25 protein-coding genes are annotated in these 19718 nt (G+C 29.0%); 14 read left to right on the top strand and 11 right to left on the bottom strand.

The window, feature by feature from the left end; genetic code table 11:
- Positions 1-10 precede the first annotated feature (10 nt).
- Positions 11-454 (top strand): C-GCAxxG-C-C family protein, encoded by a 444-nt coding sequence (locus V2W16_RS10020; RefSeq protein WP_329385324.1) that lies wholly within the window; start codon positions 11-13, stop codon positions 452-454.
- Between the two features lie 28 nt (positions 455-482).
- On the opposite strand, the gene V2W16_RS10025 is transcribed toward V2W16_RS10020, so the two are convergent.
- Positions 483-1490: a YeiH family protein gene (locus V2W16_RS10025; protein ID WP_329385327.1), complete on the bottom strand. Its 1008-nt coding sequence runs from the start codon at positions 1488-1490 to the stop codon at positions 483-485.
- 130 nt (positions 1491-1620) lie between these two features.
- Here V2W16_RS10025 and V2W16_RS10030 point away from each other — a divergent pair, with 130 nt between their 5' ends.
- From V2W16_RS10030 to V2W16_RS10040, 3 genes are all read left to right on the top strand, one after another.
- The gene (locus V2W16_RS10030) at positions 1621-2505 is read left to right on the top strand and encodes a LysR substrate-binding domain-containing protein (RefSeq protein WP_329385330.1); all 885 of its coding nucleotides are present in this window, start codon (positions 1621-1623) and stop codon (positions 2503-2505) included.
- Positions 2506-2536: 31 nt separating this feature from the next.
- Positions 2537-2962 (top strand): C-GCAxxG-C-C family protein, encoded by a 426-nt coding sequence (locus V2W16_RS10035; protein WP_329385333.1) that lies wholly within the window; start codon positions 2537-2539, stop codon positions 2960-2962.
- 246 nt (positions 2963-3208) lie between these two features.
- Positions 3209-3817, top strand: a complete 609-nt coding sequence (locus V2W16_RS10040; RefSeq protein ID WP_329385336.1) for a recombinase family protein — start codon at positions 3209-3211, stop codon at positions 3815-3817.
- Between the two features lie 24 nt (positions 3818-3841).
- Here the strand turns inward: V2W16_RS10040 and yajC are convergent, their stop codons facing one another.
- Genes yajC through yqfC form a run of 9 tightly spaced genes read right to left on the bottom strand, consistent with a single transcriptional unit; the run spans position 3842 to position 11538 of the window.
- Positions 3842-4132, bottom strand: a complete 291-nt coding sequence (yajC, locus tag V2W16_RS10045; protein ID WP_329385339.1) for a preprotein translocase subunit YajC — start codon at positions 4130-4132, stop codon at positions 3842-3844.
- Between the two features lie 23 nt (positions 4133-4155).
- Complete coding sequence (gene tgt, locus V2W16_RS10050; RefSeq protein WP_138269450.1) at positions 4156-5274, bottom strand: tRNA guanosine(34) transglycosylase Tgt; 1119 nt, start codon at positions 5272-5274, stop codon at positions 4156-4158.
- Between the two features lie 3 nt (positions 5275-5277).
- Entirely contained in the window at positions 5278-6186 is a 909-nt protein-coding gene (gene era, locus V2W16_RS10055; protein WP_329385344.1) for a GTPase Era, read from the bottom strand.
- A 5-nt stretch (positions 6187-6191) separates the two neighbouring features.
- Positions 6192-6566 carry a diacylglycerol kinase family protein gene (locus tag V2W16_RS10060; RefSeq protein ID WP_253229917.1) on the bottom strand — a complete coding sequence of 125 codons (375 nt, stop codon included), beginning with the start codon at positions 6564-6566 and terminating at the stop codon, positions 6192-6194.
- Between the two features lie 9 nt (positions 6567-6575).
- Entirely contained in the window at positions 6576-7034 is a 459-nt protein-coding gene (gene ybeY / locus V2W16_RS10065; RefSeq protein WP_329385349.1) for an rRNA maturation RNase YbeY, read from the bottom strand.
- Complete coding sequence (locus V2W16_RS10070) at positions 7034-9109, bottom strand: HD family phosphohydrolase (protein WP_329385352.1); 2076 nt, start codon at positions 9107-9109, stop codon at positions 7034-7036. The genes ybeY and V2W16_RS10070 overlap by 1 nt, the downstream gene beginning before the upstream one ends.
- A complete protein-coding gene (locus V2W16_RS10075; protein ID WP_329385355.1) occupies positions 9084-10055 on the bottom strand; it encodes a PhoH family protein in 972 nt (323 codons plus the stop codon). Before V2W16_RS10075 ends, V2W16_RS10070 begins: the two co-directional genes overlap by 26 nt.
- Positions 10056-10068: 13 nt before the next feature.
- Positions 10069-11250: a sporulation protein YqfD gene (locus V2W16_RS10080; RefSeq protein ID WP_329385358.1), complete on the bottom strand. Its 1182-nt coding sequence runs from the start codon at positions 11248-11250 to the stop codon at positions 10069-10071.
- A gap of 9 nt (positions 11251-11259) precedes the next feature.
- A complete protein-coding gene (yqfC, locus tag V2W16_RS10085; protein ID WP_253229914.1) occupies positions 11260-11538 on the bottom strand; it encodes a sporulation protein YqfC in 279 nt (92 codons plus the stop codon).
- 103 nt (positions 11539-11641) lie between these two features.
- Between yqfC and V2W16_RS10090 the strand changes: the two genes are divergently transcribed.
- Positions 11642-12529 carry a DegV family protein gene (locus V2W16_RS10090; RefSeq protein WP_329385360.1) on the top strand — a complete coding sequence of 296 codons (888 nt, stop codon included), beginning with the start codon at positions 11642-11644 and terminating at the stop codon, positions 12527-12529.
- An 83-nt stretch (positions 12530-12612) separates the two neighbouring features.
- Positions 12613-13698: a flagellin lysine-N-methylase gene (gene fliB / locus V2W16_RS10095; protein ID WP_329385362.1), complete on the top strand. Its 1086-nt coding sequence runs from the start codon at positions 12613-12615 to the stop codon at positions 13696-13698.
- Positions 13699-13700: 2 nt separating this feature from the next.
- On the opposite strand, the gene V2W16_RS10100 is transcribed toward fliB, so the two are convergent.
- A complete protein-coding gene (locus V2W16_RS10100) occupies positions 13701-14345 on the bottom strand; it encodes a Crp/Fnr family transcriptional regulator (protein ID WP_329385365.1) in 645 nt (214 codons plus the stop codon).
- A gap of 99 nt (positions 14346-14444) precedes the next feature.
- Between V2W16_RS10100 and V2W16_RS10105 the strand changes: the two genes are divergently transcribed.
- The 8 genes from V2W16_RS10105 to V2W16_RS10140 form a co-directional block, all read left to right on the top strand.
- The gene (locus V2W16_RS10105) at positions 14445-15158 is read left to right on the top strand and encodes a 4Fe-4S dicluster domain-containing protein (RefSeq protein ID WP_253229912.1); all 714 of its coding nucleotides are present in this window, start codon (positions 14445-14447) and stop codon (positions 15156-15158) included.
- A 96-nt stretch (positions 15159-15254) separates the two neighbouring features.
- Positions 15255-15827: a hypothetical protein gene (locus V2W16_RS10110; protein WP_329385370.1), complete on the top strand. Its 573-nt coding sequence runs from the start codon at positions 15255-15257 to the stop codon at positions 15825-15827.
- A gap of 84 nt (positions 15828-15911) precedes the next feature.
- Positions 15912-16094: a hypothetical protein gene (locus V2W16_RS10115; protein WP_253229910.1), complete on the top strand. Its 183-nt coding sequence runs from the start codon at positions 15912-15914 to the stop codon at positions 16092-16094.
- Between the two features lie 171 nt (positions 16095-16265).
- The gene (locus tag V2W16_RS10120; protein WP_253229909.1) at positions 16266-16511 is read left to right on the top strand and encodes a L7Ae/L30e/S12e/Gadd45 family ribosomal protein; all 246 of its coding nucleotides are present in this window, start codon (positions 16266-16268) and stop codon (positions 16509-16511) included.
- A gap of 20 nt (positions 16512-16531) precedes the next feature.
- Entirely contained in the window at positions 16532-16897 is a 366-nt protein-coding gene (rpsL, locus tag V2W16_RS10125; RefSeq protein WP_138269657.1) for a 30S ribosomal protein S12, read from the top strand.
- Positions 16898-17020: 123 nt separating this feature from the next.
- A complete protein-coding gene (gene rpsG / locus V2W16_RS10130; RefSeq protein WP_138269656.1) occupies positions 17021-17491 on the top strand; it encodes a 30S ribosomal protein S7 in 471 nt (156 codons plus the stop codon).
- A gap of 12 nt (positions 17492-17503) precedes the next feature.
- Entirely contained in the window at positions 17504-19570 is a 2067-nt protein-coding gene (fusA, locus tag V2W16_RS10135) for an elongation factor G (RefSeq protein WP_253229908.1), read from the top strand.
- A gap of 33 nt (positions 19571-19603) precedes the next feature.
- Positions 19604-19718, top strand: a 115-nt coding sequence (locus V2W16_RS10140) for a GTP-binding protein (RefSeq protein WP_329384169.1), incomplete at its 3' end; no start/stop codon positions are given.

Genomic DNA, 19718 nt, shown 5'->3' on the forward strand with positions numbered 1-19718 from the left:
GAGAAAAAGAATGATTGAAAAAAGTGTTGTTGATATAATCGCTGACATCAAAAAAGAAGAGCATTCAAAGATTGATGAAGAAAAACCTTTATATCACAAAAACTGTGGTGAGACGCTTATTGAGGCGCTCTCAGTGAAGTATGAAATAGATATAGATACTAAAGCCTTTAAAATGCTTGCTCCTTATGGATTTGGTCTTAACAGTGGTAAAACCTGCGGAGCTTTTGCAGGCGGGATTGCTGCTATTGGATTAATGTTTACGGAAGATAAACCTTCCACTAATGATAAAATGAAAGAAATTGTGAAAAAATGGGTTGAAGTATATACCAAAAAATTTGGCTCAATAGACTGTGAATATATAAGACCAAGACATAAAGATCCTATAAGAGGTTGTCTAAAGGTGCAAGAAGAAGCCGGAAAACTTTTTGAAGAATTTATAAAAGAATATATTTAAAAAAGCACTGCAAAGCAGTGCTTTTATTTTACCAAATATGAAGTAAATGTTGCATTAGTAAGCTTACAAATGCTATTCCTACCCAACAGCAAGCCCCTATAAATATAGGTTTTGCTCCTGACTTGATAAGTTTAACAATATGTGTATTAAGTCCAATTGCGGACATAGCCATTACTATAAAGAATTTACTTAATTCTTTTATCGGATCTGTTATTGCAGGAGATAGGTTAAATACAGTTGTTATTACTGCAGCAAGTACAAAGTAAAGAATAAAGAAAGGGAAAATTTTCTTTATATTTACTTTATTTCCGCCTTCATTTTTTTCTCTTTTTGTTCTAACAAAAGCAAGTACTAGTGTTATAGGTATAATAGCAAGAGTTCTTGTTAATTTAACTATTGTTGCTTCAGCAAGAGTATTGCTTCCATGAATGCCATCCCAAGCAGCTGCTGCAGCAGTAACTGAAGATGTATCGTTTATAGCTGTACCAGCAAACAAACCAAATCCTTCGTTTGAAAGCCCGAGCATTGAACCAAGTGCAGGGAATATTAAAGCTGCAATTACATTAAATAAGAATATAACGGAAATTGCTTGTGCTATTTCTTCATCGTCAGCATCTATTACCGGTGCAGTTGCTGCTATTGCAGAACCACCGCATATTGATGACCCAACACCTACAAGTGTAGATATTTTTGATGGTATTTTTAACAATTTACATAATACGTATGAAATAATAAGTGATGTTGAAATTGTAGCGATAATGATGGGTAGAGATTGTTTACCTTTCATTAAAATATCTGTTAAGTTCATTCCAAAACCAAGTAAAATAACTGCATATTGAAGTATTTTCTTTGATGTAAATGTAATACCGGGTTGAAGAGTTGATTTATCTTTGATAAATAATGTTATAACCATTCCCGCAATAATGGCAAATACAGGTCCACCAACAACAGGAACAAGTTTACCAAGATACCATGCAGGAATTGATATTATAAGACATAAAATTAAACCTTTGATGTTTTGTTTTATAAATTCCATAATTTCTCCTTTATTTGATTTAATACCTATGTATTCTATCATCTTTTATAAATAATTTAAAATTATAAATATTTATTTATATATAAAAATATGTTATAATGTGTAAAATAGATTTAAAAGGAGAACTGTAATGTTAGATTTTAGGGTAGATACTTTTTTAGAAGTTTGTAAATGCATGAATATAACAAAGGCTTCAAAAAATCTTAATATTACTCAACCTGCCGTAACTCAACATATAAAATACCTTGAAAAAAGTTATGGAGTAAAGTTATTTGGGTATAAATCAAAAAAACTATATCTTACAAGAGAGGGAGAGGTATTTTTAAACTACATTACAACTCTCAAACATGATGATTTAAAACTTAGAAATGAAATATCTCATATAGATAATAAGAGTAAATTTATTATTTTTGGTGCTACGTTAACTGTAGGTGAATATTTAATGCCGGATAAATTAGACAAATATTTAGAATTATATCCTAATACAAATATTAAAATGATTGTTGGAAATACTGATAAATTACTTAAATACTTAAATGACGGTAAAATAGATTTTGCAATTATTGAAGGGTATTTTCCTAAAAGTGAATATGAATATATTACGATATCGAATGAAAATTATGTAGGTGTATGCAGCTGTTTAAGTGATTTAAAAGATAAGGAACTTTTTCTTGAAGATTTGCTTGATTATAGACTTATAATAAGAGAAAAAGGTTCTGGAAGCAGAGAACTTATTGAAAGATACTTAGAGAGTAAAAGTGTTTTAGTTTCTGATTTTAAAAATAAAATGGAAATAAACAGCATTGATATAATAAAAAATTTCATAAAAAAAAATATGGGAATAACTTTTTTATATGAACTTGCAGTAGAAAAAGAATTAAAAAGTGAAGAGTTTTGTAAACTCAATATAAAAGATATGAAAATAGATCATGAATTTAGTTTTATTTGGCGAAAAAACAGTCAATATAGAAATTATTATAATGATATATTTGATAAATTATTAAAAAAAGAATAAAATGATTTTAAATAATTTAAGGAGAGAAGAAATGGAAAAATCAAGAGTAGAAATAGCAGTTGAAAAATTTAAGAATGGATATAATTGTTCACAAGCAGTTGTTTGCACATATTGTGATTTACTTGGAGTTGATGAAGCGACTGCATTTGCTTTGGCAGAAGGATTTGGAAGCGGTATTGCAAGAACAAATGAAACCTGTGGTAGCGTTTGTGGAATGATAATGTTGGCAGGGCTTTTTAATAGTGATAAAAATTTGAAAAATCCTAAAACAAAAATTGAAACTTTAAAACTTGGTAATGAGCTTATGGAAAAATTTAGAGAAATGAATACAACCGTAAAATGTAAAGAATTAAAAAATCTTGGAAACGAAGCTCCTCCTATAAGAAGTTGTTCTGGATGTGTTAAAGACAGTGCAATTATTGTAGAAAAATATTTATTAAAAGATATGTTTGAATAAAAGTCCTTTATGGGCTTTTTTATTTAACCCTACAAGTCGTATAGTAGTATAAATATATTGTTGTATTAGATTTAAAATAAAAAGGATGTCATCTTGTGATTGGGACGAAATATAGCCATATGTAGTTTTATTTATTTTTGTTTGGTTTATGCTTTTCATTATAACTTTATAAAAAAATTAAATATATTTTCTTTTTCCGTAAATGTGTTTCCTTATTTTAGGAAAGAAAAAACGGAGGTATTTTTTATGAAAATTTATGGTTATGTGAGAGTATCAACCAAAGAACAAAATGTTGCAAGGCAGTTTGAGGCTATGAGAAAGTTTCCGGTGGAAGAGAAAAATATTGTTGTTGATAAATTCAGCGGAAAAGATTTTAATCGTCCAAATTACAAAAAACTTTTAAAGACGATGAAAAAAGGTGATGTTCTTGTTGTTAAAAGTATTGACAGACTTGGAAGAAATTATGATGAAATTTTAGAACAATGGAGACTTTTGACAAAAGAAAGGCATATAGATATTGTCGTTATAGATATGCCTTTACTTGATACAAGAGAAGGAAGAGATTTGACAGGAACACTCATTGCCGATATTGTGCTTCAGCTTTTAAGTTATGTTGCGCAGTCTGAAAGAGAAAATATAAAACAAAGGCAAAGAGAGGGGATTATGGCAGCAAAGGCAAGAGGGGTAAAATTTGGCAGACCTCGAATACATATTCCGGATGAATTTTTTGAATTTTATGACTTATGGCAAAATGGAAAAATCTCATCAAGAAAAGCGGCAAAACATTTGAATGTATCCTATCAAACATTTTTAAGATGGACAAACAGAATGGTAAAAGGGGATTTGTTTGTATAAAAAAAGCGTCTATAAAGACGCTTTTTATTCTTCGTTACTTTTTTTATCTTCTATTATTGAAACAACAGCATTTCTGTTTAATTTTACTTTTACCCCTTCTGGATCAAGTGCAATTAATATATCCTCATCATAAACTTCTAAAATAGTTCCATAAAGGCCGCTAACTGTCATTATTTTATTACCTTTTTTAATGCTGTCAAGTAGTTGTTGATGTTCTTTAAATCTTTTTTGTTGTGGTTTTATTGATGAGAAATATACTACTACAAACATAACAATAATAATAACTAGCATTGCAAAAACATTATTCATTCCCATTTTTTTTCTCCTTGAATTGATTTTTAAATTATTCCATAATCACTTTCAAATTGGTGTTTGAATTCCAAAAATCTATCTTCCATAATGGCGTTTCTCATATTTTCCATTAATTTCAAAGTGAAGTATAAATTATGATAGCTTACTAACATACTTGCAAGAATTTCTTTACATACAACCAAATGTCTTAAATAAGCTCTTGTATAGTTTCTACAAACATAGCAGTCACATTTATGATCAAGTGGAGTAAAGTCTTCTTTGTATTTTGCATTTTTTAAAGTTACTCTACCGCTGCTTGTAAGGGCTGTACCGTTTCTTGCCATTCTTGTTTGTAAAACACAGTCAAACATATCTATACCGCTTTTAACACCTTCTAATAGAGCGTCAGGACTTCCTACACCCATTAAATATCTTGGCTTATCCTTTGGAAGCAGCGGAGTTGTATAATCAAGTAAGTCAAACATCATATCCATAGGTTCCCCTACGCTAAGACCTCCGATTGCATATCCAGGAAAATCAAGATCAATAAGCTGTGTTGCAGATTCTTTTCTTAAATCTTTAAACATTCCACCTTGTATAATTCCAAAAAGTCCTTGTTTTTCAGTATTCTTATGAGCCTCTTTACATCTTTTTGCCCATCTCGTAGTCATTTCAAGAGAGTTTTTTGTATAAGTTTTATCTGCTCCATAATGTACGCATTCATCAAAAGCCATCATTATATCAGAGCCTAAATTATTTTGAATTGCCATGGATTTTTCAGGTGTAATAAAATGTCTGCTTCCATCAATATGACTTCTGAATGTTACACCTTCTTCTGTTATATCATTTGTTTTACTTAAAGAAAAAACTTGAAATCCACCGCTGTCTGTAAGGATTGGTCTATCCCAGTTCATAAACTTATGAAGACCACCGGCTTTTTTTACTATTTCATCTCCCGGTCGTAAATATAGATGATATGTGTTTCCTAATATTATTTTTGCATCTATTTCTTTTAAACTTTCCGGAAGCATTGCTTTAACTGTAGCCCTTGTTCCTACAGGCATGAAAATAGGAGTAGGTATTTCTCCGTGAGGAGTTATTACTTTACCAACTCTTGCACCGCTTCTTTTATCTTCTTTTATTAGTTCATATTTTATTGCGCTCATATTTTATAGTTCATCCTTCTTGTTATATCCGAGAGAATTTAAAATGTTTGGTTTATCTCTCCATTCGTCTTTTACTTTAACCCATAATTTTAAATTGACTTTACAATCAAGCATTTGTTCAATTTCTTTTCTTGATTCGCTGCCGATTTTCTTTAGCATATTACCGCCTTTACCAATGATAATTCTTTTATGATTTTCTCTTTCTGTATATATATTTGCTTCAATATCATAAATTTCCTTATCATTTCTTTTTTTCATTTGCATTACTTCTACTGCGGTTCCATGAGGTATTTCTTCTTTAAGAGATCTTAATATTTTTTCCCTTATAAGTTCGCTGACTACAAATCTTTCGCTTCTGTCTGTTACCATGTCTTCAGGGAAGTACATAGGTCCATAAGGCAGATATTTTTCTATTATTTCAACTAAAGTGTCAATATTTTCTCCTTTAAAAGCACTTATGGGAACAATATCCTTTATAAAGTCATATTGTTCATATAGCTTAATTTTTACAAGAATATCTTCTTTTTTTATTTTATCGATTTTATTTATTACCAAAACTACAGGTGTTTTTTCATTTTTTAATTTTTCAAGTAAGAATTCATCGCCTCTTCCTATATTTAAGTCTTCCTCAACAAGGAAAAGAATTAAATCTACTTCTTTAAAAGATTCACCTGCAACTTCTACCATATAATCAGATAGTTTGCTTTTAGGTTTATGAAAGCCCGGTGTATCTATAAAAACCATTTGAGATGTATTTGTAGTTCTTATACATCTAATATTATTTCTTGTTGTTTGAGGTCTATTTGATATTATTGATATCTTTTGACCTATAAGTGTATTAAGAAGTGTTGATTTTCCTACGTTTGTTCTTCCTATAATTGATATAAATCCACTTTTATAATTATTGTTCATTTTTCTTATCCCCATATTAAATGTATTATTTTAGGTATATATAGAGCTATACCCATTATTACAGCCATAAATGCTCCGATTAATACGGCACATGCTGCTGAATCTTTTGATCTTTTTGCATTTTCATTCATTTCTTTTGTTGCACAGTTAACAGCTTCTTCTATTGCCGTATTTACAGCTTCAAGTATTATTACAAGGAAAATTATAAATCCAAGTAATAACCATTCATAGTAAGAAAATTTTAATAAAATTGCTCCTATGATTGCAAGAAGGGCACATGTACAATGAATTTTAAAGTTTTGTTGTGTTTTAAAATTATATTCAACTCCATGAAATGCATATTTAAAACTTTTTATTAATCTTTTTATGTTTTTTTTCATTTCTTCTCCTTAATCTCTTGTAAGATTTAGTTTTTTCATAACTTCTTTTTCATGAAATCTCATTTCTTTTTTTTCTTCGTCATCCATATGGTCATATCCTAAAAGATGTAAAATTGAATGAACTGTCAAGTAGCAAATTTCTCTATCTGTACTGTGACCAAATTCTACGGCTTGTTGTTTAGCTTTATCTATACACAAAACAACATCTCCCAAAATTACAACTTCATCTTCAAATCCTTCTTCATCCATAGGAAAAGAAAGTACATCTGTTTCTTTATCAATATTTCTGTAATATTTGTTAAGCTCTTTTATTTCTTCACCGTCAACGATTGATACACTTACTTGAGATGGTTTTGTAAAATTTTCGTTTTTAAGTGTTTCGTTTATTGCATTTTCTATTTTATCATAAGTTTCCTTAGAAATTTCTTCTTTACTTCTATTATCAAAAAGTACTTCTGTTTCTATCATTACTTTACCTCATTTTCTTGATTTATTTTTTCTTGTCCTGGGTATTGAACTCTTTCATGATAAACACCTGTAAGGACTCTTAAAAATGCTTTTTTTATTGTATCAATATCCTTCATTTTTAGTGGAGAATCATCTAATTGATGGTCTGTTATTTTTTTATCAATTATTTTATCAATCATTTCTTTTATTTTTTCTTTATTCCCTGTATCCATACTTTTTACCGCAGCTTCAACTCCATCTGCAAGTAAAACAACGGAAGTTTCTATTGTTGTTGGTCTTGGACCTTCATAAGAATAAGATTTTAAATCAGGTTCATATCCTCTATCTTTTTCTTTTACATAGAAATACTGTATTAAAGTATCACCATGATGAGTTTTTATGAATTCAATAATTTCATCAGGCAACTTATATTTATTTGCCAAATATACACCGTCTCTTACATGGTTTTTTATAATCCTTACGGAAACATTTGGGTCTAAATGGTCGTGAGGATTGTTACCGTTTTGTTGATTTTCGCTGAAGAAAAGCGGTTTCTCGCTTTTTCCAATATCGTGATAATATGCTCCTACTCTTGCTAAGAGTCCATTTGCACCTATGTCGCTGCAGGCTTCTTGTGCAAGATTACCTACAAGAAGAGAGTGATGATATGTTCCAGGAGCTCCTGTTATAAGTTTTCTTATAAGTTCATTTGTAGGACTTGATAATTCAAGAAGTTTAAATGGTGTTAAAATATCAAATATATATTCCCAGAAAAGCATCATTCCAAGAGAGACCATTCCTGATAATAGTCCGTTTATTCCTGCATATAATATGTTATAAAACATACTTATTCCAAGTGTATTTTCAAGTACGCTGTTTATTAAAACTATAATCATATTTGATATAGAGACAATTAAAGCAGCTTTATATATTTTGCTTCTTTCTTGAACTCTTTGCATATATAGTATTCCTACAAAACCTGATAATAGAAGGAATATTAAAGCTTCTGTATTAATATCTAAAGTTACTGCTAATAGAAGGGTTATAAATACATTTGTATTTATTGCTATTCTTGGACCTATTAATATGCATAAAGTCATACTCATTATTGAGATGGGTATTAAATATATATTAAATAAACTTGCAATTTGTGATAATACTATCATTAATAAGAACTGACTTGCTATTAAAGCTAAAAGTTTATTGTTGTTATATATATGATTATGAAATATCTTTAAATAAAGAGTATATATAACCATTAAAAGTAAAATCATGGAGGCAAGACCTATTGTGGTTTTATAGTCATCAAATAAACTGATTCTTATCATTGAGCCTTCTTGTAAAACGTCTATTTGATTTTGAGTTATAGTATCACCTTTTTTGATAATCACTTCACCAGGTTCATAAGTAATATCTTCTACCGCATTTTTTGCGTTTAATTTAGCCTGTTCTGTTGCTTCTTCATTAAGTACCATATTGGCTTTTAATGCATTTTTGCATATATTTTTACATGCATTGCTTATTTCTTCATTAAAGGAAGACTTTGTAAAATATGAGTTTATTTTAGCATAGTAAGTATCTATTTCGTCAGATACTACTTCATCGTTATAAATGTTTTCTATTAAAGATATTATTTCATTTTTTATATTATCTCTTGTATTTTTATCTTGATTTATTAATGTTTGATAAGTTTCCTTTGTTAAATCAATTCCTGTTTTACTGTTGTATACATCTATTGAACTTTCGGTTAAATCATTTGATTTTATTTCTTCAAGTTCTTTAAATAGTGTATTTATATTTTTTATTACTGAATCTTTTGTTCCAGGTATATAGTCGTATACATTTGGAGTTTGTTCCACAGCTTGTTCTTTTAAGCTGTTTGTAAGTTTTGTGTTAACAATTTTTCTTGGCGCAATAATATCTTCCGTAGCAACTTGTCCAACTTCTACATCATATCGATGTGGTATTGCACTTATAAAAGATAGAACAAAAGTCAAAATGAAGAAAATTATTGCTATGGATAATTTTACTTTTTTATTTGTTTTTACATTCTCAAAAAAAGCTGATATTTTAGTCTCTTTGTTTTTTTGTTTCATATTCTTCATAAGCTTCAATAATTCTTTGTACCAAAGGATTTCTTACTACATCTCTCTTTGTTAAATGTACAAAATCTACTCCTTCGACTTTGTTTAAAATTCTTTCTGCATATAAAAGCCCTGATTTTTTTCCACTTGGTAAATCAACTTGTGTTACATCTCCGGTTACGACTGCTTTTGAACCTTCTCCAAGTCTTGTAAGGAACATCTTCATTTGTTCTCTTGTTGTATTTTGAGCTTCGTCAAGAATAATGAAAGAGTCGTTTAAAGTTCTTCCTCTCATATATGCAAGAGGCGCTATTTCTATATTGCCTCTGCTTACGTTTCTTTCATATGATTCGCTGCCCATTATATCAAATAATGCATCATATAAAGGTTTTAAATAAGGATCAATTTTTTCTTTTAAATCTCCCGGAAGAAAACCTAGACTTTCTCCTGCTTCAACAGCAGGTCTTGTCAATATTATCCTTGAAACATCACCGTTTTTTAATGCTTTTACAGCAAGAGCGACTGCAAGATAAGTTTTTCCTGTTCCTGCAGGACCTATGGAAAATACAATATCATTTCTTTTGGTTGCATTTATAAATGCACTTTGACCTATTGTTTTTGTTTTAATTGGTTTACCTTTAAATGTATAACATATAACTTGGTCAAAGTTTCCTATGTCCTTTTTGTCTTCATCAATCAAATTTAAAAGATAGTGAAATGTATGATCGTTTATTGCAGAGTTGTCTTGTATTCTCTTTATCATACAGCTTAAAAGCTCTTTTGCTTTTGACAGATTTTTTTCATTATCACTGTTTATGTTTATCTTATTATCTCTTAGGGTAATTTTAACTGAGAATTTTTCTTCAATTTCGATTAAATATTTATCGTTGCTTCCAAACAGTGTAAGATTGTCAAATTCGTCACTTGGGATGTCTATTTTTGCAGTGAATTTTTCCAAATTATTCTCCTTATTATTTTTTTATTTCTTTTTCTTCTACAATATTTTCTTTTAATTTGATTGTTGCAGTAATATTGTAGTAGTTGTCATTCGACACATCAATATTTAAATATATATCAATTATGTTATCTTTGTCAATATTTTGGGTTTTATTTAAATATTCGATGACATCATTTTCAATTTGTTCTTTATTTTTCTTCTTTAAATTCTTTATATTATACCACTTTGTTGTTGTTTGCTCTATAGGTAGAGGGATAAAAAGTAACTTAGTTTTCTTCTTTTCTTCTTTTATTTGGATATATGATTTGTCTTTGATAGTTTTTTTATAATTAAAGTTTCTATTTTTAAAAGAATAAGTTACTTCTTTTTCATACTCGTCATCTTCTTGTATTAAATATGGGTTGATTTTGATGTTGTTATAAGTGTATTCGCTTGTTATAAACACATCACCCATAGCATGTATATAATAAGAAACCATATCACCGTCTTTTCCTTCGTAGCTTATTTCTCCACTTATAAGTAAGTCTCCCTTTTTTACTTTATCACCCTTTTTAACTTTTGTTATACCATTATAAGCAATAATACTTTCTATTTTTCCGCTTTTTGCAGCCACTATATCTACTGCTCTTGATTTATCAAATTGTTTTATTGGAGAATTTTTTTCGGTTAGTTTTATTATAGCTTTTGTTCCTTTATATTCTATTGTTACATCTGAAAATGTATTATATGTGTTTAGAAGCTTTTTAGATATTTGTTTTTTATCTATACCATATTTATAGCATCCTTCTTTAAATCCTATATCTTCGAGAGTAGCAATAATACTGTTTGTATCAATATTTTTACTGCCTTCTATTTCTATGTCCCATATGAAGAAAGAAAAAGAAAACATTACAATAAAAATTAAAAAGACACTAAAAATAAATATTTTTCTTTTTTGTAGTGTCTTTAACAATGTATTTTTTCCATATTCTTTTTTTATTTCGATTATATAATGAGCTTTTTTTGCTATTTTTTCTGCGCTCTTTATTTCAGATAACATTATTTTAAATGCTATGGTTGTTTTGTCTGATTTTGTTATATCCCATACTGATATATTGTTTATATTTAATAAATTTATTATTTTTTCGGGATTAATCCCTTTTATTTCTACTAAATAATAGCCCATTATGTAATGATAAAATTTTAAGATAAACATTTTATTCTCCTATATTATATATTCGATTGAATCTATTTCTCCTTCGATTATTAATTCTTCACTGATTAATGTTGATAATAGTAAATCTTTACCTTTAATTGATAATAAACCTGAAGTTGAATTTATTCTTATATTTTCACTACTATAATAAATAATTCCTTTATGGTTTATTATGTTTATTTTCTCATTTCCGAGAATCTCTATATTTAGTTTTTCAAGTAAAATATCTTCCGGAAGTTGAAGAGATTTTGTTATTTTTTCTTTTGTGTTATTAAATATTTTTTTCATATTAATATATATGATGATATTTTGATATTATGAAAATATGTCATTTGCATTATGTAAAAAATTATTTTGTGATATAATAAATATATACAAGGGAGGGGTTAAAATGAGTGATTATAAAATAACATGTTGTTCTACTGCAGACATGAGTTATGAATTTTTTAAACAAAACGATATCCCTTTAGCCTATTTCCATTATATTTTAGAAGGCAAAGAATATAAGGATGATTTAGGAAAGACGATACCATTTGATGAGTTTTATAAAAAGATTGAGATGGGGGCTATGCCCACAACTTCTCAAATAAGCCCTGAAGAATATATAGAGCTTTTTGAAAGTATTTTAAAAAAGGATATGGATATTTTGCATATAACTTTGTCGAGCGGTATTTCCGGAACAATTAATTCTGCAAATATTGCAAAAAAGACACTAGAAGATAAATATCCAAATAGAAAAATATATGTTATAGATTCTCTTGGTGCTTCAAGCGGTTATGGATTACTTGTTACATTGGCAAATGAAAAGAAGAAAGAAGGAAAAAGTATTGATGAAGTTGCGAAATGGGTATTGGATAACAGATTAAATATACATCATTGGTTTTTCTCAACTGATTTAACAAGCTATTTTAGAGGAGGAAGAATATCGAGAACATCTGCTATATTTGGTACAGCTCTTAAAATTTGTCCGTTATTAAATATGAGTTATGACGGAAAACTTATTCCAAGAAATAAATACAGAGGAAAGAAAAAAGTAATTGAAGAAATTGTTAAAAGAATGGAACAGCATGCAAAAGATGGTCTTGATTATAGCGGAAAATGTTATATTTCTCATTCTGCATGTTTTGAAGATGCAAGAGCCGTTGCAGATAAAATTGAAGAAAAGTTTAAAAAACTAGATGGCAAAGTAGTTATAAATAGTGTTGGAACTACAATAGGTGCTCATACGGGACCGGGGACTGTTGCATTATTTTTTGTAGGAGATAAAAGAGAAGATTAAAAGCCGATATATATCGGCTTTTTTATTTGTAAATAAAATGTTAAAATATAAAATATATTATATATGAAACAAGGAGGATGTTTATGTTATATACATATCCTGATTATTATAAAAAATTTTATTGCCTTATGGATAAATGCCCTAAAAGCTGTTGTGAAGGGTGGCAGATTGTAATTGATGAAAATACAATTGAGAAATATATATCTTGTGAAGGTTCTTTTGGAAATAGACTTAAGAATTCTGTTGATTTTGATAAAGGGATTTATAAACAATATAATAAAAGATGTGCATTTTTAAATGAAGATAATCTTTGCGATATACATATAGAAGCAGGGAGAGGAATGATGTGTGATACATGTAAAAATTATCCATATCATACAGAAGAGTTTGAAAATGAGAGGGAGATGTCTCTTGCTTTGTCTTGTCCTATGGTGGCAGAAATGATTTTAAGTAACAAAAATAAAGTTTCATTTATAACAGTAGAAGATGACAAAGAAGAGATTGAAGATGATGATTTTGATTTCTTTTTATATTCTGCTCTAGAGCAAAGCAGGAAAGTAATATTAGAAATAATTCAAAACAGAAGTGAAGATATATTTATTAGAATAAATAAGGTATTAATTCTTTGTGAAAAAATACAAGAATGTATTGATGAAAATAATATTTTTAATATAGAAAATATCTTAGTTGAATATGAAGATAGATTTAAAAACGAAGAAATAGAATTAATATATAATAAATGGATAAATAAAAAAAATGCAAATAAAATCCTACGAATCTTAGATGAGTTTGAATTGCTAGATGAAAAATGGAATGATGATAAAGAAAAGTGGAATAAACTTATTTGTGAAAAAAATATTGATTTAAGTTTTGAAGTCAATTCACAAATACAGCTTGAACAAATATTAGTATATTTTATATATGTATATTTTTCTGGTGGAGTTTATGACTATGATATCATTTCTAAAATTGGTATTGCTGTTTTAAGTACATATATTTGGGATATTATTTGTAAGATACAAGAATCAATATTAAAAGATAGGTTTTGTGAAAATGATAAAATAGAACTTGCATGGAGATACTCAAGAGAGCTTGAACATTCAGATGTTAATATTAATAGAATGGAAGAAATTATTAATAAATATAATTTGATTGATTTATTTTTATAAAATCATTTTGTGATTAATGTAAAATTATTTTTATTGTACGCTATAATTCCTTCTTTTTTCATTTTTGATAATTCTCTTGATAACGCACTTCTGTCAACTGCTAAGAAGTCCGCCATTTCTTCTCTTGAAAAAGGTATTTTAAAAGAATTGTTATTTGCACTTATAGCTTGTTGAGATAAAAAAGTCATAACTTTTTCTCTTATGGTTCTTTTTGACAGAAGTTCGTTTTTTCTATTTAGCATTAACGTTTTTGTGCTTATTATATTCATAAGGTTTTTTATAAATATAAAGTTTCTTGTTTTGTTTATTATTTCATTTACATTAATAAATAATATTGTTGAATTTTCATTTGATACAACACTTACATTTAAAGGTATATTATTTTTTAAAGAAAATATTTCTGCAAAAATATTCCCCTCAGATAAAGTTGAGATTATATTTTTATTTCCCCAAAAGTCTTCACTAATAACACTGATTTCTCCTTTTAAAATTATTCCTGTATTAAATATGAAGTCACCTGCTTTTAAAATAAATTCATCTTTCTGATATGATTTTATATATGATTGGTTTATTATTTCATTTATTTCTTTTTCTTGTATGTTATCGAATAAAGGTACTTTTTTTAATTTTTCATATAAATTTTTCATAAAAATCCTTTCTTGTTGCATTTGCAACGTAAATTTTATATACATTATATTATAATGCCAATAGATAATCAATTTATATTATAATTTTGGAGGAAAATAATGATTAGAAAAATTATTAAAATAGATGAAGAAAAATGTAATGGCTGCGGACTATGCGCAAAGGCTTGTCATGAAGGAGCAATAGGGATGGTTAACGGAAAAGCAAAATTACTTAGAGATGATTATTGTGACGGGCTTGGAGATTGCCTTCCTGTTTGTCCAACAGGTGCAATATCATTTGAAGAAAGAGAAGCATTGGCTTATGATGAAAAAGCTGTTATGGAAAATCAAAAGAAAAAAAACAATCTTCCTTGTGGATGTCCTGGAAGTTCTTCAAAAGCAATAAATAGGAAAGAAAATGAATTAGATGAATCAAAAAATAAAAATGAATATGTAAATGTTAATAGTAAATTATCACAGTGGCCTGTCCAAATTAAATTAGCTCCTGTTAATGCTCCTTATTTTGAAAATGCAAAACTTCTTATTGCAGCAGATTGTAGTGCTTATGCATATGGTAACTTTCATAATGAGTTTATAAAAGATCATATAACACTTATAGGTTGTCCTAAATTGGATAGTGTTGATTATAGTGAAAAACTTACAGCCATTATAAAAGAAAATAATATAAGAAGTGTTAAAGTTGTAAGAATGGAAGTTCCTTGCTGCGGAGGAATTGAAAATGCAGTGAAAAAAGCAATTTTTGAAAGCGGGAAATTTATTCCATGGCAAGTTGTTACTATTTCCACAGATGGTAAAATTATAGATGAGATATAAAAGAGCTTTAATGCTCTTTTTTTATATATATCATTGTAGTTACAATTTTTTTATGATATATTTTTAAAGAAACCAAAATATATTGGAGTAAATGTAATGAGAAGAAAAAGACGCAGAAGAAATAGTTCTTTAAGGAATTTGTTTTTTGTTATTATTGTTTTTATAATATTACTTGGATTGCTTTTGGGGGGCATAGCCTTTTTTATTTCTAACTATTTATCTAGTGAACATTCTAATGTAAGTAATAGTGCTTCATATTCAACTGAAGAAAAACAAAATGGTATAGTTGAGTTTTTTAACAATCTTTTTGGGAAAGAGAATGAAGATGAAAAGTTTAAAGATAAAAACATATATATAAGCAATATAGAAGATGGTCAGACTTTTTCAAAAGGTTCAACAATAAAATTACAATTAAAGGCAAAAGACATATTTGAAGAGGGAAATACAAATATATTTTTGGGAATATACGATGTGAAAAATGAGACATATGCCTATAATAAAACAATAAATAATGTAACTGGAGAGATAAGCGAAGAAATCATAGTAGAAACCGGAAATTTGAAACCCGGAGAATACTATATAGATGCAATTATAAGTGATATAAATAAAGATGATATAGATTTGGTTGATAGCGGATGTGTTTATAGTGTTACAATAAATATAGAGTAAGACTGATAAAAATCAGTCTTATTTTTTTATAAAACTACAAATTATTTGAAACCCATTTTATAAACTTTGTATGAGGTGACAAATATGAAGTTATTAAAGGGATTTTTTGTTTTATTTTTTTGTTTTTGTAATTTAATTTTTGGTTTGTTTAGTTTTATATCTTTTATGAACAATACATTTGTAGATGAAATGAATTACATATTTTTAATTTGTTTTGCTGTTAGTGTAATATTAACATTAGTAAGTGTAAAAAAATATGTAAAATAATAGAAAAATACTGGATTATTTTAAATTAAAGGTATAAAATATATTTTGTTAAGTGTTTTTTTTTAGTTTTAAATATTATATAAAAAAAATCGTTGAAATGCCGATTTTTATTGACATTTCAAGTTTTTTTTGATAAACTTTTTAGGCTGACTGTGAAAAGGAGTTGAAAAAATGCTTAATGAAATACCTAAATCACAATATGTGGTTGGCACAAAACAGACTTTAAAAGCTGTTGAACAAAATGAAGCTTTGAAAGTGTTTTTGGCTAAGGACACAGATGCGGCAATAAAAGACAAAATAGTTAATATTTGTCAAAAAAACGATGTGACTATAGAATATGTAGCCACAAAAAAAGAATTAGGTAAAGCATGCAACATAAGCATAGATGCTGCTGTTGCTTGTATATTAAAAATTTGAGGAAGGAGGAATAAGGTTTAATGCCAACAGTTAATCAATTAGTTAGAAAAGGTAGAAAAGACTTAGTTTACAAAACTAAATCTCCTGCTCTTAAATCTAATCCTCAAAAAAGAGGAGTGTGCACAGTTGTAAGAACTGCTACACCTAAAAAACCAAACTCAGCTATGAGAAAAATTGCCAGAGTTAGACTTGTTAACGGTATGGAAGTAACAGCTTACATTCCAGGTATCGGTCATAACTTACAAGAACATAGTGTTGTTATGGTTAAAGGTGGTAGAGTAAGAGACTTACCAGGTGTACGTTATAAGATTATTAGAGGAGCACTTGATACTCAAGGAGTTGCTGACAGAAAACAATCTAGAAGTAAATACGGTGCTAAGAAATAATTTATAATGTGTGTAACTATAAGGCAAGCCTTATACCTATATATCTAATATATAGAGCACAACGATAAATTTTTACTTATCGAGTACCAATGAAAAAATTTAAATTATTAGGAGGGAAGTACAGTGCCAAGAAAAGGTCCAGTACCAAAAAGAGAAGTGCTACCTGATCCAATGTATAATTCAGTTTTAGTAACTAAGTTATTAAACAACGTTATGCTTGATGGAAAAAAAGGTGTAGCTCAAAAAATTGTATACGGTGCTTTTGACATCGTAGCAGAAAAAACAGGAAAAGAACCATTAGAAGCTTTTGAAGAAGCTTTAAATAATATCATGCCTTCACTTGAAGTTAAAGCCAGAAGAGTTGGTGGTGCAACATACCAAGTTCCAATGGATATCAGACCTGATAGAAGACAAACATTAGGTCTAAGATGGCTTGTAACTTACACAAGAGCCAGAGGCGAAAAAACAATGAAAGAAAGATTAGCTGCTGAAATTATTGATGCTATCAATAACACAGGGGCTTCAGTTAAAAAGAAAGACGATACTCATAAAATGGCAGAAGCTAATAAAGCATTCGCTCATTTTAAATGGTAAGGTGAATAAAAGATGGCAAGAGAGTTTAGTTTAGATAAAGTTAGAAATATCGGAATTATGGCTCATATCGATGCTGGTAAAACTACAACTACTGAAAGAATCTTGTACTATACAGGTAAAATCCACAAAATTGGGGAAACTCATGAAGGTGGAGCTCAAATGGACTGGATGGAACAAGAACAAGAAAGAGGTATTACAATTACTTCTGCAGCTACAACATGTCATTGGAAAGGTCATGAAATTAACATCATCGACACACCTGGACACGTTGACTTTACAGTAGAAGTTCAACGTTCACTAAGAGTACTTGACGGCTCTGTTGCAGTTTTCTGTGCTAAAGGTGGGGTTGAACCTCAAAGTGAAACAGTATGGAGACAAGCTGACAAATATAACGTACCAAGAATCGCGTTTGTAAATAAAATGGATATCATGGGTGCTGATTTCTACAATGTAGTAAAAATGATCAGCGAAAGACTTGGAGCAAATCCTGTTCCAATTCAATTACCTATTGGTAAAGAAGAAGATTTCGTAGGTATTGTTGACTTGGTTAAAATGAAAGCATTTATTTATCATGATGACCAAGGTAATGATATTGAAGAAACAGATATCCCTGAAGATATGATGGATTTAGCTGAAGAATACAGAGAAAAATTATTAGAAGAAATCTCTGTAAACAGCGAAGAAATTATGGAAAAATACCTTGAAGGAGAAGAAATAACAGAAAAAGAAATTATTGCTTCTTTAAGACAAGGTGTTCTAAATCTTGATTTTATACCTGTATTATGCGGTACAGCATTCAAAAACAAAGGTGTTCAAATGTTAATTGATGCTATCGTTAACTTAATGCCTTCTCCACTTGATGTACCAGCTATGATTGGACATGATCCAAAAACAGGTGAAGAAATGGAAAGACATCCTAAAGATGACGATCCATTCTCAGCATTAGCATTTAAAATTATGGCTGACCCATTTGTTGGTAAATTAGCATTTACAAGAGTTTACTCTGGAACACTTCAAAGTGGTTCATATGTATATAACTCAACAAAAGGTAAAAAAGAAAGAGTTGGTCGTATTTTAAGAATGCATGCGAACGACAGAAAGCAAATTGAAGAAATCAGAACTGGTGATATCGTTGCTTTAGTTGGTTTAAAAGATACAACAACAGGTGATACTTTATGTGCTGAAAATGCTCCTGTATTACTTGAATCAATCGAATTCCCAGATCCAGTTATTTCTGTAGCTATTGAACCAAAAACAAAAGCAGGTCAAGAAAAAATGATCGCTGCTTTAGTAAAATTAGCAGAAGAAGACCCAACATTCAGATTTAAGACAGATGATGAAACAGGTCAAACAATTATTGAAGGTATGGGTGAACTTCATCTTGAAATTATCGTTGATAGACTTCTTAGAGAATTTAAAGTTGAAGCTAATGTTGGTAAACCACAAGTTGCATTCAAAGAAGCAATTACTAAACCAGCAAGAGCTGACTACAAATATGCTAAACAATCAGGTGGTAGAGGTCAATACGGTCATGTTGTTATTGAAATCGAACCAAATGAAGAAGGTAAAGGTTATGAATTCACTAGCGAAATCGTTGGTGGTGCAATTCCTAAAGAATATATCGAACCTGTTAGCAAAGGTATCCAAGGAGCTATGGAAAATGGTATCCTTGCAGGATATGAAGTTATTGATGTTAAAGTAAGATTAGTAGACGGTTCTTACCATGATGTCGACTCTTCTGAAATGGCCTTCAAATTGGCTGGTTCTATGGCATTTAAAGAAGCTATGGCTAAAGCAGGCCCTGTTTTAGTTGAACCTATCTTTAAAATTGAAGTTGTTGTTCCTGAAGAATACCTTGGAGATGTTATGGGTGACTTAACAGCAAGAAGAGGTAAGATTGAAGGTATGGAACTTCATAATGGTGTTCAAACTCTTAGAGGATTTGTTCCATTATCAGAAATGTTCCAATACACAACAGACCTTAGAAGTAAAACTCAAGGTAGAGGAACTCATACTTTGACATTCTCTCATTATGAGCCAGCACCTCAAAGTATGTTAGATAAACTTAAAAACGAATAATATACAATTAATGATAGATTAAGGAGAAAAAAAATGGCAAGAGAAAAATACGAAAGAACTAAACCACATGTAAATATTGGTACAATCGGTCACGTAGACCACGGAAAAACAACATTAACAGCAGCAATCACAAAAGTACTACATGAAA

Origin of the sequence: Anaerofustis butyriciformans (assembly GCF_036289385.1) — a bacterium.
Lineage (GTDB): Bacteria > Bacillota > Clostridia > Eubacteriales > Anaerofustaceae > Anaerofustis > Anaerofustis butyriciformans.